The sequence below is a fragment of the Sulfodiicoccus acidiphilus genome, assembly GCF_003967175.1.
Classification (GTDB): domain Archaea; phylum Thermoproteota; class Thermoprotei_A; order Sulfolobales; family Sulfolobaceae; genus Sulfodiicoccus; species Sulfodiicoccus acidiphilus.
Genome location: NZ_AP018553.1, coordinates 1,684,035 through 1,700,489, shown reverse-complemented (window position 1 = coordinate 1,700,489; position 16,455 = coordinate 1,684,035). Strand labels below are relative to the sequence as shown.

The following is a 16,455-nucleotide window of genomic DNA, read 5'->3' as shown; positions in this document are numbered from 1 at the left end:
TTTCAATTCCTTCTAGGATGCTTCGGCTGTGGCCGTCATCGTAGGCGTATACGTCGGAAGAATGTCTTTCAATTCCTTCTAGGATGCTTCAAAACTTGTTGTTGGGTTCGATAGGTATATGCTTCCTGCCTCTTTCAATTCCTTCTAGGATGCTTCCCGTAAGTTAAATCGGGATATTTGTTTTTGACCGAGTCTTTCAATTCCTTCTAGGATGCTTCGAATGCTTTAAAATCACATATGCGGCAGGAGGAAGAATCTTTCAATTCCTTCTAGGATGCTTCCCGATCCCTCGAAGAAAATCACCCAAGACGAAGTGGCAGCTTTCAATTCCTTCTAGGATGCTTCCCCTCCACGTCGCGTTTGTACTGAAACACCAGAGGTACTCTTTCAATTCCTTCTAGGATGCTTCCATAAAGCTTCCTAATGGGGACATAGTTCGAATCAATAACTTTCAATTCCTTCTAGGATGCTTCGGAGAACGGTACGACGAACCTCCCGACAACGTTACGAGTACTTTCAATTCCTTCTAGGATGCTTCACGAATTGGGATTGCAACCACACGAAATTATCATTATCCTCTTTCAATTCCTTCTAGGATGCTTCACTCGATTCGAGCGGCAATTTAGGCATCTTCCTTCCGAACCTTTCAATTCCTTCTAGGATGCTTCGGCTGTGCCCACCTTCGGTGGGAAGCCTGGGGAAACGAAGCTTTCAATTCCTTCTAGGATGCTTCGACCAAGCGAAGTGCCCACGTATTAATACTCCAATATGGCTTTCAATTCCTTCTAGGATGCTTCACCGCCCCAGAAGCCGACCCTAAGACGGCCGGGGTGTTGGTCTTTCAATTCCTTCTAGGATGCTTCTTCCTTCACCCCATATTGTGCAGAAGGAATGGAAACCTTTCAATTCCTTCTAGGATGCTTCTGTTGATGTCGCCTTACAGGTCGGTTTACGCTTCGCCCCCTTTCAATTCCTTCTAGGATGCTTCTACTAATTGTTGAACGTTCATGGTTCTCCCCTCATCTTTCAATTCCTTCTAGGATGCTTCCAAGATAAGTGAGGAAATCTGGAGTTTCCTCACTCACGAATTCTTTCAATTCCTTCTAGGATGCTTCTCGGTGCCACCTCCAAAGGCAATCTCTCGGTGTTTCCTTTCAATTCCTTCTAGGATGCTTCATGGTAAAAATCCCTGCTGGAAACAGGGATGTGAACTGTGCTTTCAATTCCTTCTAGGATGCTTCCTATGAGTCGTATGGGCCACGACGTGGAACCAAGATAAGCTTTCAATTCCTTCTAGGATGCTTCCAACTTCACACCCACGACTCCATATTGAGAGGGAGCAACCTTTCAATTCCTTCTAGGATGCTTCGCGGGTTCCCCTGCGGGCCCGCTCCCACCACCCTCATTCTTTCAATTCCTTCTAGGATGCTTCTTCGAGGAGTACTACCGGCAGGTGGAAGGGGTGGCTTTGACTTTCAATTCCTTCTAGGATGCTTCAAAAAAAGGGAGGAGGCAGGGGGGACGGCAGCGGGAGAACTTTCAATTCCTTCTAGGATGCTTCATCTGGGGATTTTTGCAGCATGAACTAGGACTACAACCACACTTTCAATTCCTTCTAGGATGCTTCCAGGCTCCGACGGAGGCCACAAGGCCCGTACCTGTAACCGCTTTCAATTCCTTCTAGGATGCTTCCCTTGCTGAAAAGTATCTTGTTAGGAGATACGGTATAAATCTTTCAATTCCTTCTAGGATGCTTCGGTTTCCCGAGTTTTTTAATGAGAGGGACCTGGAGACTGTCTTTCAATTCCTTCTAGGATGCTTCGTGCCAACTCGTTAAGGGAAACTCGGTTGTCGTTCCTGGTCTTTCAATTCCTTCTAGGATGCTTCCTGACAGGGAGGGTAGTTTCCTCCGTATTTTTTTCCAGAATCTTTCAATTCCTTCTAGGATGCTTCACCGGATCGATAAGATTCCAGAGGCCAACCCCTTCTTGTGGCTTTCAATTCCTTCTAGGATGCTTCAAGGAAAAATGTCAGAACAAGAGGAAAAGGCACCCGCAGACTTTCAATTCCTTCTAGGATGCTTCACGGAGAGAAAGCGCAAACGTACATCAAAGACCTCAGGGCTTTCAATTCCTTCTAGGATGCTTCAACGTTTGAAGGAAGGGTTGGAACAAGCCCTTAAAGCTTTCAATTCCTTCTAGGATGCTTCAAAGTGGAATTCCATACAGAACCCTTGTCTCCCCTTCCCGGCTTTCAATTCCTTCTAGGATGCTTCGATCCTGAGGCTCCTCGAGCAAGAGCCTCAGTTAGTTCTTTCAATTCCTTCTAGGATGCTTCGTAGCGAAGGTCTTCCGGCACCTCGCTCCAATCGTCTTTCAATTCCTTCTAGGATGCTTCCAATACGGGGTGAAGGAATGGGAGAGGGCGATGAATTGGTCTTTCAATTCCTTCTAGGATGCTTCTTATATACCACCGTGAGAAGAGTGCAATTAGCCTCCCCGCGACTTTCAATTCCTTCTAGGATGCTTCGGGGAGCCCGCTCCCATTGGTGGGACGGCTCCTCTGTTTGCTTTCAATTCCTTCTAGGATGCTTCCGAAGTCAAGGGCTTGATAAGCGATGGCTTCGTTTCAGCGATACTTTCAATTCCTTCTAGGATGCTTCAGCGCCCGTTTCGGGCTCGGAACTTAACGGGCTGCTGGACTTTCAATTCCTTCTAGGATGCTTCAAGCGCCTCTCGAAAGGGAGGCTCGGAAAGCACCCCTTAACTTTCAATTCCTTCTAGGATGCTTCCAAGAATGTAAAAGTATGCAAGAGAAATACGACCATGATCTTTCAATTCCTTCTAGGATGCTTCTCGCCGCCTCCGCGGGCACGTGGACGCCCTCGAGGTCGCCTTTCAATTCCTTCTAGGATGCTTCAGTATGTGACGTACCCCAGGTACGCTTACCTGGGGTATAACTTTCAATTCCTTCTAGGATGCTTCCAATTTTTTAGTAGTGGGGATATAGAGACCCTGTATAAACTACTTTCAATTCCTTCTAGGATGCTTCGAGACTGAGGATACGATATGGGTCAGTGGACCCTACCTCTTTCAATTCCTTCTAGGATGCTTCTGTTGGTGGGCACGTGAACCCCCAACAGGGTGGAAAGCAGCCTTTCAATTCCTTCTAGGATGCTTCGAGATCGAAAAAACGCCTTTGCCTCCCTCCCCAGGGGAGGTCTTTCAATTCCTTCTAGGATGCTTCAAGGTTTCCGAAGAAATCTGGGGGTTTTGCAGCATGAACTACTTTCAATTCCTTCTAGGATGCTTCATTGGTGAAGTGGTACATCGACCCCGACCAAGTCGAAGAGCCTTTCAATTCCTTCTAGGATGCTTCAAGGGAAGAAGGAAAAAAAGGGTTAGGTGGGTGGGGTTAGGCTTTCAATTCCTTCTAGGATGCTTCGCGGTCGCTGAGGATGTGGAGGGTGGGTCGCAAAAGGACTTTCAATTCCTTCTAGGATGCTTCATAACTAAGGATCACTTCGTCAAAGGCAGGATCGTGCCTTTCAATTCCTTCTAGGATGCTTCCAAAGGCATGGGAAGTGAGGGAGGGTTGCGACGTTGTGATCTTTCAATTCCTTCTAGGATGCTTCCACGGCGCCCCCTGCGTTCCTGAGACTCAGTACGACCTCGGCTTTCAATTCCTTCTAGGATGCTTCAAAGAAATTATTGACTTTGGTATACTGTCTCTGATATTGTTCTTTCAATTCCTTCTAGGATGCTTCTGAAGGACGGGGACCGACAGGTCCTCGTCCTGTCGTGCAAGCTTTCAATTCCTTCTAGGATGCTTCATACCCGTACAGGGAGTAAAGGCCGTATTTGCCGGGGTAGACTTTCAATTCCTTCTAGGATGCTTCGACATACGGCAACATCCGTCTTCCCATGCGCGAGCTCAGCTTTCAATTCCTTCTAGGATGCTTCCGTGGCTCGACGACTACGTGATGACGCTTGCCGAATTCGCTTTCAATTCCTTCTAGGATGCTTCCCGGCGAAGGTCCATATGTTCGAATCGAGGACGTCGACTACTTTCAATTCCTTCTAGGATGCTTCCACCGTCACTCCCACCACTCCCACCTACACCGGGGTCTTTCAATTCCTTCTAGGATGCTTCACGCGGGGGGGACGAATTATCAATTTATCCCCTTCCCCCCACTTTCAATTCCTTCTAGGATGCTTCGGGACGGGACGAGTGTTTGGGAGCTCGTCCCCTCCGACGCTTTCAATTCCTTCTAGGATGCTTCAAGAAAAAGTGCCCGTAAATTCGGGCTCGGTCCTCGAGAACTTTCAATTCCTTCTAGGATGCTTCAACGTGCTGATGAACTCGGTGACGCAATACGACTTACAACTTTCAATTCCTTCTAGGATGCTTCGACACGTGGCGCGAAGTCACGGCGCAGGACGTTGAAAACACTTTCAATTCCTTCTAGGATGCTTCAAGGATGATGGCGGGTGTGTATGTGGGGCACACGTACTTAACTTTCAATTCCTTCTAGGATGCTTCAAGAGAAGGTATGCGGTGGGGGTGGTCACCCTCGCCGCGCCGTACTTTCAATTCCTTCTAGGATGCTTCCGGCTCAAGTACGTATTCCACAACGACGGGGGCCGGATCACCTTTCAATTCCTTCTAGGATGCTTCATGCATGTTTCAGGATTATAGGAAAAGCGGGGGAGGAATCTTTCAATTCCTTCTAGGATGCTTCCTCCTCCTCCACCTCCTCGGACGAGGACCCGGAGGACGACTTTCAATTCCTTCTAGGATGCTTCGGGGTGGCGAGGGTAGGATAGGGTCGCCATATGTTTCTTTCAATTCCTTCTAGGATGCTTCGAGTGGAGATGCCTACCAATTTATTCCTCTTTCCCATCTTTCAATTCCTTCTAGGATGCTTCGGGCCGGATCACGGAATACTATGAGAGTGAGAGGGAGTTACTTTCAATTCCTTCTAGGATGCTTCTGCCGCAGGTGCGGCACCGAGCTGGGATGCTTTCAATTCCTTCTAGGATGCTTCCCACTCCCAACCTCCCCGTTGTTTACGACGGGGAGTACTTTCAATTCCTTCTAGGATGCTTCTGAAAAATATGGGGTTTTATGATTTTGACAAAGTTTACATCTTTCAATTCCTTCTAGGATGCTTCAATTCCGGCCAACACATGGCAAGAATTTGATTTCCCAGTCGCTTTCAATTCCTTCTAGGATGCTTCCCCGCAATTGGGAACAAAGGCTCAATTCCGCCTATAAACTTTCAATTCCTTCTAGGATGCTTCGTCGGTTCGTTGCCGCCGAAGTCTATGAAAATCTGTTTCTTTCAATTCCTTCTAGGATGCTTCATATAGTTTTTCCGAATGGATTTCACGTTAGACATGAACCTTTCAATTCCTTCTAGGATGCTTCCACTTGACCCCATTACGTTAAGTTTCCTCGCACTGGTCCTGCTTTCAATTCCTTCTAGGATGCTTCGCACGGACGAGACCCGTACGTCCCGTATTGCATAACGGTAGCTTTCAATTCCTTCTAGGATGCTTCCTAACCCCTTCTCCCTTCTCCCCTTCCCCTCATCTCTCCCCTCTTTCAATTCCTTCTAGGATGCTTCGCCTCCCATGCTTCTCTCCCCCCTTTGAAGTGCGACGGAGCCTTTCAATTCCTTCTAGGATGCTTCATGGGGCACAGTGTTGTCAGTGGGTTGATGGATGCTCAGACTTTCAATTCCTTCTAGGATGCTTCTTCGAGGGTGACTATCGACAACTGGGAAAGTGGCACAAACCCTTTCAATTCCTTCTAGGATGCTTCGGGGGACTCCGGAGGAGCGGTATATTGGCCGAGGTCGCTTTCAATTCCTTCTAGGATGCTTCTACCTTCCGGGGAGACCGTGTCGCAGGGAGGGTTGATCGCTTTCAATTCCTTCTAGGATGCTTCCGGGCCCGACCGCTGACCCAAAAGGCGCCGTACTTGCCGCTTTCAATTCCTTCTAGGATGCTTCACGGAACCTGCTAGACTGATCCGGGCTGGAAGACTGAGAATCTTTCAATTCCTTCTAGGATGCTTCGTTACAAGTTTCTCCCTGAACCAGGGGTACCCCTGTTCAGCTTTCAATTCCTTCTAGGATGCTTCTTACTGTCGAAAGATACTCATGAACACGGTCTACACTTTCAATTCCTTCTAGGATGCTTCAGCGGACGCGTTGAACTGTGCCGTTCCGTTCGCGGTGTAACTTTCAATTCCTTCTAGGATGCTTCAGACCTTCTTGAGAACCACGCGAGAAAAACAGAAAACACCTTTCAATTCCTTCTAGGATGCTTCCTCCCCCACCACCTCCTCGGACGAGGACTCCGACGCTTTCAATTCCTTCTAGGATGCTTCAACTGTAGTTGCAAGAAAGTTGTTGATAAAGAGCATGATACTTTCAATTCCTTCTAGGATGCTTCTGGGAAGCCTGGGGAAACGAGGGGTGGGAGCGGGCCCTTCCTTTCAATTCCTTCTAGGATGCTTCCCCTGTTCCAATATGCCCAGTCCTACTCCAAGGGAACCGGAACTTTCAATTCCTTCTAGGATGCTTCAGAAGTTAAGACGTGAGAAAATAAGACCCGCAAAGTTATCTTTCAATTCCTTCTAGGATGCTTCAAGAACAAGATTAACAACTACAATCCGGAAATCAAACTTTCAATTCCTTCTAGGATGCTTCTTAGAGAGGCTGGAGAGCGGCCTGGAGGCCGCTCTAAAACCTTTCAATTCCTTCTAGGATGCTTCATGAACAGCTTAGAAAACCGAAGGATGAAATTATGAAAGCTTTCAATTCCTTCTAGGATGCTTCCTGCCGTCCTCTGCCCTCCCTCCCCTCTTTCCCCTCCTCGTCTTTCAATTCCTTCTAGGATGCTTCAGGACCAGGTACGCCCTCTCGGAACCAGGGGAGTACCCCTCTTTCAATTCCTTCTAGGATGCTTCATGGTTGAGACAACATGCCCAAGAGAACGATTCCGGCTTTCAATTCCTTCTAGGATGCTTCCTCCGAGTCCTCCTCGTCCGGCTCCTCGTTGGAGTCGGACTTTCAATTCCTTCTAGGATGCTTCGCGACTCATCTTCCCGTCGGCGTTCACCGTCACTACCTCGATGGCTTTCAATTCCTTCTAGGATGCTTCTAGATATGGTTCCTTTGTACGGAGGCACCTGTGCGACGTTCTTTCAATTCCTTCTAGGATGCTTCCGAAGGTAATATAAAAACTTTGTTGTAGCATGTTGGTATCTTTCAATTCCTTCTAGGATGCTTCCAACACGAGCGGAAGCACCGGTGGTGGAAACACAAGTAGTCTTTCAATTCCTTCTAGGATGCTTCCTTCCCTTCTCCCCCCCCCCTCTGCCTCCCCTGAAGCATCCTCTTTCAATTCCTTCTAGGATGCTTCATTCGGTGCCATTGTGGCGCCGAATTAGGTTGGGTCTTCTTTCAATTCCTTCTAGGATGCTTCAGTAGGAACCGTCGTCATAGCTGCTGCCGCCGCCTATGTCCTTTCAATTCCTTCTAGGATGCTTCGGTTGATGATGTCTTGGAAAATCTGCCGAGGTTAACTTTCAATTCCTTCTAGGATGCTTCCTAACCCCTTTTTTCCTTCCCGTCCTTCCCCTTCCTGTCCTTTCAATTCCTTCTAGGATGCTTCGGGGGTGCGAGTACGAGCCTTTTCTTCCTTCTTTTCGCTTTCAATTCCTTCTAGGATGCTTCCTTCTTCCGTCCCCTATCCCCTTCTCTCCCCTTGGACAGCTTTCAATTCCTTCTAGGATGCTTCTTAGACACTAAATCAAGCCCGGAGACTACACCCCATACTTTCAATTCCTTCTAGGATGCTTCTTATTGGGGAAAATCCTCTCTCGGCTGGAAGAGAGAATCTTTCAATTCCTTCTAGGATGCTTCCGGGATGTTGAGAGTTTAGACAAACTAAGACAAGTACTCCAACTTTCAATTCCTTCTAGGATGCTTCAAAGGGAAGAAGAAAAAAAAGGGGTTAGGTGGGGTTAGGCTTTCAATTCCTTCTAGGATGCTTCCACTTCTGTCGCTTATGTTGTGGATCTCGTCTATGATGACCTTTCAATTCCTTCTAGGATGCTTCGCGGTGCTTCCCTTCATCGAGAAGGGGAGGGGAGACGGAACTTTCAATTCCTTCTAGGATGCTTCTTCAAAATAGAGCCTCTGCCTCCCCTTCCCGGGGAGGCCTTTCAATTCCTTCTAGGATGCTTCCTGTTTCTCGGAACGAAGGGTGCCGGCAGGGAGCTTTGCTCTTTCAATTCCTTCTAGGATGCTTCCGAGTTGAGGTACTTCGGCATAAGCGTATGCGTTCTGCCCGTCTTTCAATTCCTTCTAGGATGCTTCTCGTTCCCACGCCTCGTTCCCCCAGGTTTCCCACGTGAAATGGCTTTCAATTCCTTCTAGGATGCTTCGCTGGGACGAGCTCCCAGTTCATCCCGCTCCTCCCAGGTCTTTCAATTCCTTCTAGGATGCTTCACTTTGTGCGGGTCACCCGGCCTGAAAGGCCGGTTAACTTTCAATTCCTTCTAGGATGCTTCCAACACGAGGGGCCGGGGTCGGCCCGAAACTGAAATGAAGTCTTTCAATTCCTTCTAGGATGCTTCCTGGATCAATGGGCCATATCTAGATTGGCTCGCTGATACTACTTTCAATTCCTTCTAGGATGCTTCGATGACGAAAACAATTATTCCAAGTAAAGCCACAACGGTTCTTTCAATTCCTTCTAGGATGCTTCGCCACCTAAAACCTTCATGTAATGGCAAATCTGATTGAAACTTTCAATTCCTTCTAGGATGCTTCCGTTTCTATACTCCGTCTCACGCCCAAGAACGAGTCTATCTTTCAATTCCTTCTAGGATGCTTCGGAGGCCGTGAAAAGCGGGGTGGTTTCGTACGATCTTGTCCTTTCAATTCCTTCTAGGATGCTTCCTCTGTTTGGGAGCTCGTCCCTGTCTCCTCCCCCGACCCCTTTCAATTCCTTCTAGGATGCTTCGCGAAGTACTTCACCCCTCCCCGGCTGCCCAAAAAGACGCTTTCAATTCCTTCTAGGATGCTTCTGGGAAGCCTGGGGTAATGAGGCGTGGGAGCGGGCCGGAAGCTTTCAATTCCTTCTAGGATGCTTCCTCTCGCTGGCGAGAGTAATAGTGCTCCCGCTAACTGAACCTTTCAATTCCTTCTAGGATGCTTCCCCCGCAACGCGAAGCACCCCCCACCCCCCGCTTTTTGGACTTTCAATTCCTTCTAGGATGCTTCCGATGGTTGGAGGTATAGCCAATCCGAGTCGCGCCAAAGTCTTTCAATTCCTTCTAGGATGCTTCAGCAGAAAGCCACCTCCCCCACCTCCGACTCCTCCCCCTTTCAATTCCTTCTAGGATGCTTCAGCGGGTGCCCCACTCACCGCCGGTTCGACGGGTTGGTTCCTTTCAATTCCTTCTAGGATGCTTCATATTTACGTCCAGAGAGATGGAGAGGGACTTAAGATAACTTTCAATTCCTTCTAGGATGCTTCACTATGTGGTGATGCCCAATGGGGACTATGTCCCCATCTTTCAATTCCTTCTAGGATGCTTCGTGGTGGAGCGAGACGCGGGGCTGACCCCCGCGTCAGAGCTTTCAATTCCTTCTAGGATGCTTCTGCGGTTCGGTGTGGTATTTGCCACACCGAGCTAGCTTGGGTTTTCGCTTTCAATTCCTTCTAGGATGCTTCCTTTTCTAGCGTTTCGATATCTTTTTTTGAAAAGAAATGAGCTTTCAATTCCTTCTAGGATGCTTCCACCCCTAAAAAGTTCTTTCAATTCGCGAAAGAATCTTTCAATTCCTTCTAGGATGCTTCAATTGCTCGTCCCTCTGCCTCCCCGGGAAGGGGAGGCCTTTCAATTCCTTCTAGGATGCTTCCCGCGTCTGCGGCGCTGAACTGGCTTGGGTTTTTTATGCGCTTTCAATTCCTTCTAGGATGCTTCAGAAGGTAGGGTACAGGTTCACCGTCTTCAGGGTGGAAGTGTGACTCTTTCAATTCCTTCTAGGATGCTTCCACCCGCACGGTGGTGCGGGTGTGGCTGAGGGCGTCTGTCTTTCAATTCCTTCTAGGATGCTTCGGGGGAGGTGATCCTGGCGCACCCCTTCCCCTCTAGGGCTTTCAATTCCTTCTAGGATGCTTCTTCATGACGTTGGCAGAGTACATAGAAATATACTCTGCCTTTCAATTCCTTCTAGGATGCTTCGTAGAAACGTATTTGGGGTACAAGAAAGGGGAGTTTAATACTTTCAATTCCTTCTAGGATGCTTCGGATGTGAATATCATGCGAAAAATTTCCCCCTCCCCTCCTTTTGCTTTCAATTCCTTCTAGGATGCTTCCATATGTGGGCCCCGGTTCCGACACCGGGGCCCCCTGGCACTTTCAATTCCTTCTAGGATGCTTCTCGTATGTTGGGGTGGTGGAGCGAGACGCGGGGGCAATCTTTCAATTCCTTCTAGGATGCTTCGTACTTCGCCGAAGGCGAGGAAATCATCCTCGCCTTCAACTTTCAATTCCTTCTAGGATGCTTCAATATTGTAAGAAACTGGGAGAATTAAACGAAGTGATCTTTCAATTCCTTCTAGGATGCTTCTGTTACTAAGTAAAACGATTGAAAACTCGTTGTTGGGTTCTTTCAATTCCTTCTAGGATGCTTCATCGTGAGTTGTCCGCAAAACCCCGCGTCGACGATGGTTCTTTCAATTCCTTCTAGGATGCTTCCGAAGTACTTCACCCCACCCTTGTCGCCCAGGAAAATGGGCTTTCAATTCCTTCTAGGATGCTTCAGGAGGAGTACCTCCTCCCAATCGAAGAGTACAAGGCTTTCAATTCCTTCTAGGATGCTTCACCGCGACGATGAAGGGGTGAGTGTTTTGCTCGATCATCTTCGCCTTTCAATTCCTTCTAGGATGCTTCAGAAAAGTGGAAGGCGAGAAAAGGAAGGTGAGAATAAGCTTTCAATTCCTTCTAGGATGCTTCACTGTTATAGGACGGCATGGCATTAATGAAATCGACTTTCAATTCCTTCTAGGATGCTTCATTCGGCTTTGGGGATGCGGGTACGAGCCCTATATTCTCTTTCAATTCCTTCTAGGATGCTTCAAGGCTAACTACTATATCTCGATCTGCCCTAGGATTCCTCTTTCAATTCCTTCTAGGATGCTTCGAGGAGATGGAAAGGAAAAGTCTCGTTTGTCTATTTTGTAACTTTCAATTCCTTCTAGGATGCTTCTTTCACACCAGCCCTAGAGAAGAAACCGAGAGAGAAGTGCTTTCAATTCCTTCTAGGATGCTTCCGAGTAGACGAGGCTGAACTCCAGCCCCCTCGCGCTGACGTCTTTCAATTCCTTCTAGGATGCTTCCGGTGAGGAGGGACAGCTTGTCGACGTCATAAATTGGCTCTTTCAATTCCTTCTAGGATGCTTCCGTGACGTACCCGAGGGAAGCGTACCTCGGGTACGTAAAACTTTCAATTCCTTCTAGGATGCTTCAGACTGCCATCACATTTTCTAGGGGGTCCCCCAAGGGTACTTTCAATTCCTTCTAGGATGCTTCATTTCTCAAGTAGGACCGACGCGGTTTCGTTCCTCGTCACTTTCAATTCCTTCTAGGATGCTTCACTGTAGCAAGTACAACAGGAGGAACAGCAGGAGGAGGCCTTTCAATTCCTTCTAGGATGCTTCGTAATAAAATCAGTAACTGTAATAAACCCGGAAAATTCAGCTTTCAATTCCTTCTAGGATGCTTCGTTACCGCGTTGGTTACATCCACATTTGCCGTACCCTGTACCTTTCAATTCCTTCTAGGATGCTTCCGCACACCTTATATACCTCTATTGTACCTTTCCTCGCTCCTATTATATAAGCTTTCGCTCCTCATCGTGGCCTTCCTTGCGTACGCGTCAGTGGACGTCTCTTTCCAATTCGACCGTTCGCAAGTTTCACCTCTTTAATTGAAAGAGGGTTCCCCCTTTATATACGTTCAATTCAATGTAATGATATCGGACTATACGCATTGAGGTTAGATCTGCTATCTCATTCTCTTAGAAGGTTCTTTTTGTAATCTGTCATAACTTTCATCGTCTATGGTATTGATTTCTCTAGAGGGTATAAAAATTTTCCATCTCCTAGCGCTCTCGTGTGAAAACAAGTGAGGAATTAGTAAGTAAAAAGGAAAACATCCTAAACGAACTTATTAGGTACTACTTCTTTGTTTGAACGAGAACCCTTCGTAGATCAGCCGTTTACCTTAAACTGGATAGGCTCCTCACACGGCCCCTTACGTCCAAAACCCCTTAACCTCCTTTCCTCCTAACATGGGCCACTCAGGGACCCTTCTTTCCGTGTCGACGGCCTTGAGGGAAGGTGGCTGGTACGTGAGTGGAGTCGGACCGCCTATGAGCAAATATATCACTTCTGTCCACGTATTACCGTGTCCTCTATAACTGCGACGGACCTCAAGAGGTTCGCGTACTGTCCCCTCATTCCGTATTACGAGAAGGTGATGGGGATCGAGGAGAGAGTGACGGAGGCCATGAAGGAGGGATCTGCCGTGGACGTAGAGGTCGCGATCAACTTCGTCAGGCCTCGCCCGGTCCAAGTCTTCAAGAAACCGCTCCTGTCTTGGAAGGGGGTGACTGGTTCCCCCGATTTCCTCCTAATGTTCCAGGACTCAGCCTCACCGCTGGAGGTGAAGTCCTCGAGGGAGAAGAGGAGGGACCACAGGCTCCAGCTGGAGCTCTACTGCCTCCTGGCGGAACGAAGCTACAGGGTGAGGAAGGGCTACCTCTACTACCCCGCTAGGAGGGAGCTCGTGACACTCCCCTACGGGGAGGAGGAGAGGAGGGAGGTCCTGAGGTCGCTGGATTCTCTGAAGAGGGTGTTGAGGGAGGGAGCGAAGGTCAGACAGCCTGCCAGGAAATGCGTCAACTGCGGTTACCTTAGGTACTGCAGGCCCAAGTTCGAGGGAGGTGTAGCATACGCAGAGTCGTAAGGTGGCGTTCGTGGACGAGTGGGGGGCCTTCGTGGGGACGAAGGACGGACTCATAACTTGTTCCGTGAAGGGAACGCTGAAGTGGGCGGTCTCCCCGGTGGAGTTAGACGCCCTTGTGTTCCAGGTGACCGCCGCCGTCTCCACGGAAGTGGTGAAGCTGGCTAACGAGCACGGGGTGGACCTTGTCTTCATGGACCACGACGAGCCGGTGGCCAGGGTGGTGGGGGCCAAGTTCGGGGGATCTCCAAAGGTGTGGGTGGCCCAACTCAGGACCAAGAGGTCCGCCGAGCTGGCGTGGAGTTTCGTGAGGGGGAAAGTGAGGAACCAGCTCACGACCCTCAGGTACTACCAGAGGAAGTACGGTGGGTTGGAGCTCGAGGCGATGGAAAGGACCCTGGAGGCGTCTCCGTCGAGTAGGGAGGAGGCGATGCAGTTGGAGGCCGCGGCTGCCAAAGTCTACTGGCTCGCCGTCAAGAAGCTGATCCCTCCTTCCCTCAAGTTCCCCGGGAGGAGGTTCAAGAGGAGGGCCGAGGACCCTTTCAACGTCGCCCTCAACATAGGGTACGGACTGCTCAGGGCTTGGACGTGGAGGGCGGTGGTAGTGGCGGGACTCCTCCCTTACGTGGGGTTCCTCCACAAGTACAGACCTGGGAGGCCGTCCCTAGTGTTCGACCTCATGGAGGAGTTCAGGTCTCCGCTAGTCGACAGGCCCCTCATCGCGTTGGCCAGGACTAAACCGGAGGACCTGACCTCTGGAGATAGGAAGCCCCTCTTGAGGGTCCTCCTGGAGTCGGTAAGGAGAGAGGACGTACTGCACCAGGCCAGGAAGCTGGCGAGGTGTCTCCTGGACGGATCGCCCTACACCCCATACGTGGCCAAGTGATCGACGTGGACGGGGCGGCCGATCAACGGAAACTCGGCTGCGATATTGGGATCCACCGTTCCATCGCGGTGGACTGGACGGCCGGTCTGTGGAGCGCGATTTGCTCCGAACCCACCAGGACCCGCGCAGTCAACCCACGGACCTACCTAGTGGAATTGGCGGCCAAGGAGGGAGGGAAAAGCGGGATCTGCGTGACCGACCCCAGGACTGCGAGTCGGCCGCTTTCTAGAGGAGGGATCCGAGCGGTCAACCCCCTGATACCAGATCCGAGGGGCGGGAAGGGATCTAAGGTCTTCCCAGGAATAGCTGCGAGCTCCCTCGCTCACTATCCAGTCTACGCTGGACAACTCGCTAAGGGTTCGGCGAGCTCCAGGGAGTGGTCTACTTGATGTACCTCGTGATATACGATATATCGGACGACCCGCTTAGGACCAAGGTGGCGGCCTTCCTCAAGAGCAAGGGCCTCACCAGGATACAGTACAGTGCCTTCGTGGGGAAGCTGACGTCCTCCCAGCTCAGGGACGTAGTAGCGGGAGTCAAGCTGTTAACTCGAGGAAGGGACTCCGAGAGGCTAAACGTGCAGGTGTTCCCGATCACCGAGTCCCAGTACGAGCAGAGGACGGTGATAGGGAAGACCTACGGTGAGGAGGACGTCGTGGTGACATGACCCTTGGGTGGATCGTTCGAGCTCTCGTACGATTACGTTAACTAGGGCGTGAGGCGATCCTTCTACGGAATCCCTCACCCGTTGTTTACCTGTGGGCTCCTCGGGTGGAGGGCGAAGGAACTGAAGGACGAACGGACTTTCCTCTGAAAGGCCGAGGTGACCCTCCTGTAGAAGGTCAGCCTCTACGTGCTCCCTGCGCTTCGATGGACATCCGATCATGGGACCGGCCTGGGGGTGCGTCGGCTCGGCGATTCGGGTGGGAGGGCCGAATTCGCCACGAGGTGGGGGTTGTAGTTGAAGACCGTCTGAGCCCTGTAGGAGGCTCGACTTCGCCACGAGGTGAGGGGGGAGCGTCGACGGACTTTGACGCTCCAGCAGTAGCGGAAATCGCCTAGATCTGTTCGTAGATCGTGGTTTGGATGTTGGACGTCAAGCTCCAATACGCGGAAATCGCTTAGATCTGTTGGTCGCGGCGTGGCCTCACTGGCTTAGCTCGAGATAGGAAACGGTTCTCCTGGTGCCTCGTCGATCGCGACCTGTCCTCACGGCCGGGAGAGTCGAGGGGTCTAGAGTGGAGGTACCCACGCGGTGAGGCGTCTGGAGTGTAGGCGAGAGTCTCTTAGGGAGGTATGATGACGAGAACTGTGCGCCAGGACGGTGGACTCGAGATCGCGTCTAACTGGAGGTCCTGGTACATCCACCCTCGCCAGAGGTGCGAGCGTGGCGAAGTCGAGTGACGTCGAGGGGCCGTACATTACGCGTCCGACGTAGGTCTGTTCTTCGACGGAGGCGCCGGAACCAACGTGCCTGACCGTTCGGTCACGCGAGCTGGCCGCCTCCTCGACGGACGGCGAGGCGATCTAGGAAGAGATCGTTGAGCGGCTTACACTCAGGTCCGGAGGAGTACGCATCGTGCTTCGACGCCCCCAGAGGGCCGAGGTGCATTACGCGGAATCTCGTCAACTGCTCTGAGTCCTTCGTGCTGAGGGAGTGGCGCCCCCTCCTCGCCCTCCTATTCTGATTCGGAGTCCTCCATGCACGCCCTGACGAACTCGTAGCTCTCCAGCCTCTTCACTATGAGTACCGCGCCCTCCTCCTTGATGAAGAAGAAGGACCCATCGTCCTCCAGTTCCCTCAAGAACGTCTTGTTGTCGTGGTCGAAGAACGTTATGGGTATTTCGGCGGCGAGCTTGTTGAGCTCGTCGGCGCTGGAGAAGGCGAGGTGGATCGTGGAGTCGACGTCGTACATGGTCGGGTTGAGTCCTACGTTTCTGGAAATCAGGTAGAGGATGAGGTCGGTCGTCTTCTTCTTCGTCATCACGACGAACCTCTTCCTAGCCATTTCGTTGCACATGTCTTCCTTGTCCCCCGCCTGGAGTACTTGTACGCTAGGTAGATCAAGATGTCAGTCCTCATCCAGCATAGGGACAGAAACGGCTTTAAAAAGTTTTCCAGCTCTTCCAAGTTAGGGCTTACGATCGGTTCTCTTACGACTCCAGCTACATTTGCACTGGAATTGCGGTCCTCAGTTGCCTACACAATCTACCAATTCCTCAAGGGACTTTTTCATTTCCTCCTAATCTATCACGTCCGCTAGATCTAGGGTTTCATCTTCCCACGTGTTCCAAATACGGTATATATCCTAATCTGTCACGTCCGCTAGATCTAGGGACCTGTTGAGCACGTACTTTGTAGGTGCGTAAATGTATCCGTGGCTGTTACCAGGCATAGGAATAAAGGAAGGAACGAGATATGTGACCTTTACGACATCGCCTCTCTTCTCGTCCCCCTTCTCTTAGCAAAAGAGCCCAACACCACGTCCTAACTTCCTCACAGAGCGACCTTCCCT

General features: G+C 50.3%; 5 protein-coding genes and 1 CRISPR repeat array (1 of these 6 cut by a window edge). Of the genes, 4 read left to right on the top strand and 1 reads right to left on the bottom strand.

The annotated features are described in order from the left end of the window. Nucleotides 1-11,878: a CRISPR direct-repeat array (repeat unit 25 nt; unit sequence CTTTCAATTCCTTCTAGGATGCTTC) (it extends 1,408 nt beyond the left edge of the window). A gap of 617 nt (nucleotides 11,879-12,495) precedes the next feature. Genes cas4 through cas2 form a run of 4 tightly spaced genes read left to right on the top strand, consistent with a single transcriptional unit; the run spans nucleotide 12,496 to nucleotide 14,606 of the window. After that, the gene (gene cas4, locus HS1genome_RS08740; protein ID WP_158613766.1) at nucleotides 12,496-13,056 is read left to right on the top strand and encodes a CRISPR-associated protein Cas4; all 561 of its coding nucleotides are present in this window, start codon (nucleotides 12,496-12,498) and stop codon (nucleotides 13,054-13,056) included. 10 nt (nucleotides 13,057-13,066) lie between these two features. Continuing rightward, a complete protein-coding gene (cas1, locus tag HS1genome_RS08735) occupies nucleotides 13,067-13,939 on the top strand; it encodes a CRISPR-associated endonuclease Cas1 (RefSeq protein ID WP_229768242.1) in 873 nt (290 codons plus the stop codon). Next, entirely contained in the window at nucleotides 13,936-14,328 is a 393-nt protein-coding gene (locus tag HS1genome_RS08730) for a hypothetical protein (protein WP_126450514.1), read from the top strand. The genes cas1 and HS1genome_RS08730 overlap by 4 nt, the downstream gene beginning before the upstream one ends. Further along, nucleotides 14,328-14,606: a CRISPR-associated endonuclease Cas2 gene (gene cas2 / locus HS1genome_RS08725; protein ID WP_126451390.1), complete on the top strand. Its 279-nt coding sequence runs from the start codon at nucleotides 14,328-14,330 to the stop codon at nucleotides 14,604-14,606. Before HS1genome_RS08730 ends, cas2 begins: the two co-directional genes overlap by 1 nt. 1,012 nt (nucleotides 14,607-15,618) lie before the next feature. Here the strand turns inward: cas2 and HS1genome_RS08720 are convergent. Continuing rightward, nucleotides 15,619-15,948 (bottom strand): hypothetical protein, encoded by a 330-nt coding sequence (locus HS1genome_RS08720; RefSeq protein WP_126450513.1) that lies wholly within the window; start codon nucleotides 15,946-15,948, stop codon nucleotides 15,619-15,621. Nucleotides 15,949-16,455 lie beyond the last annotated feature (507 nt).

Coding starts and splice junctions, on each gene's coding strand:
- cas2 (WP_126451390.1), top strand. CDS start 14,328: ATGTACCTCGTGATATACGATATATCGGACGACCCGCTTAGGACCAAG.
- HS1genome_RS08720 (WP_126450513.1), bottom strand. CDS start 15,948: ATGGCTAGGAAGAGGTTCGTCGTGATGACGAAGAAGAAGACGACCGAC.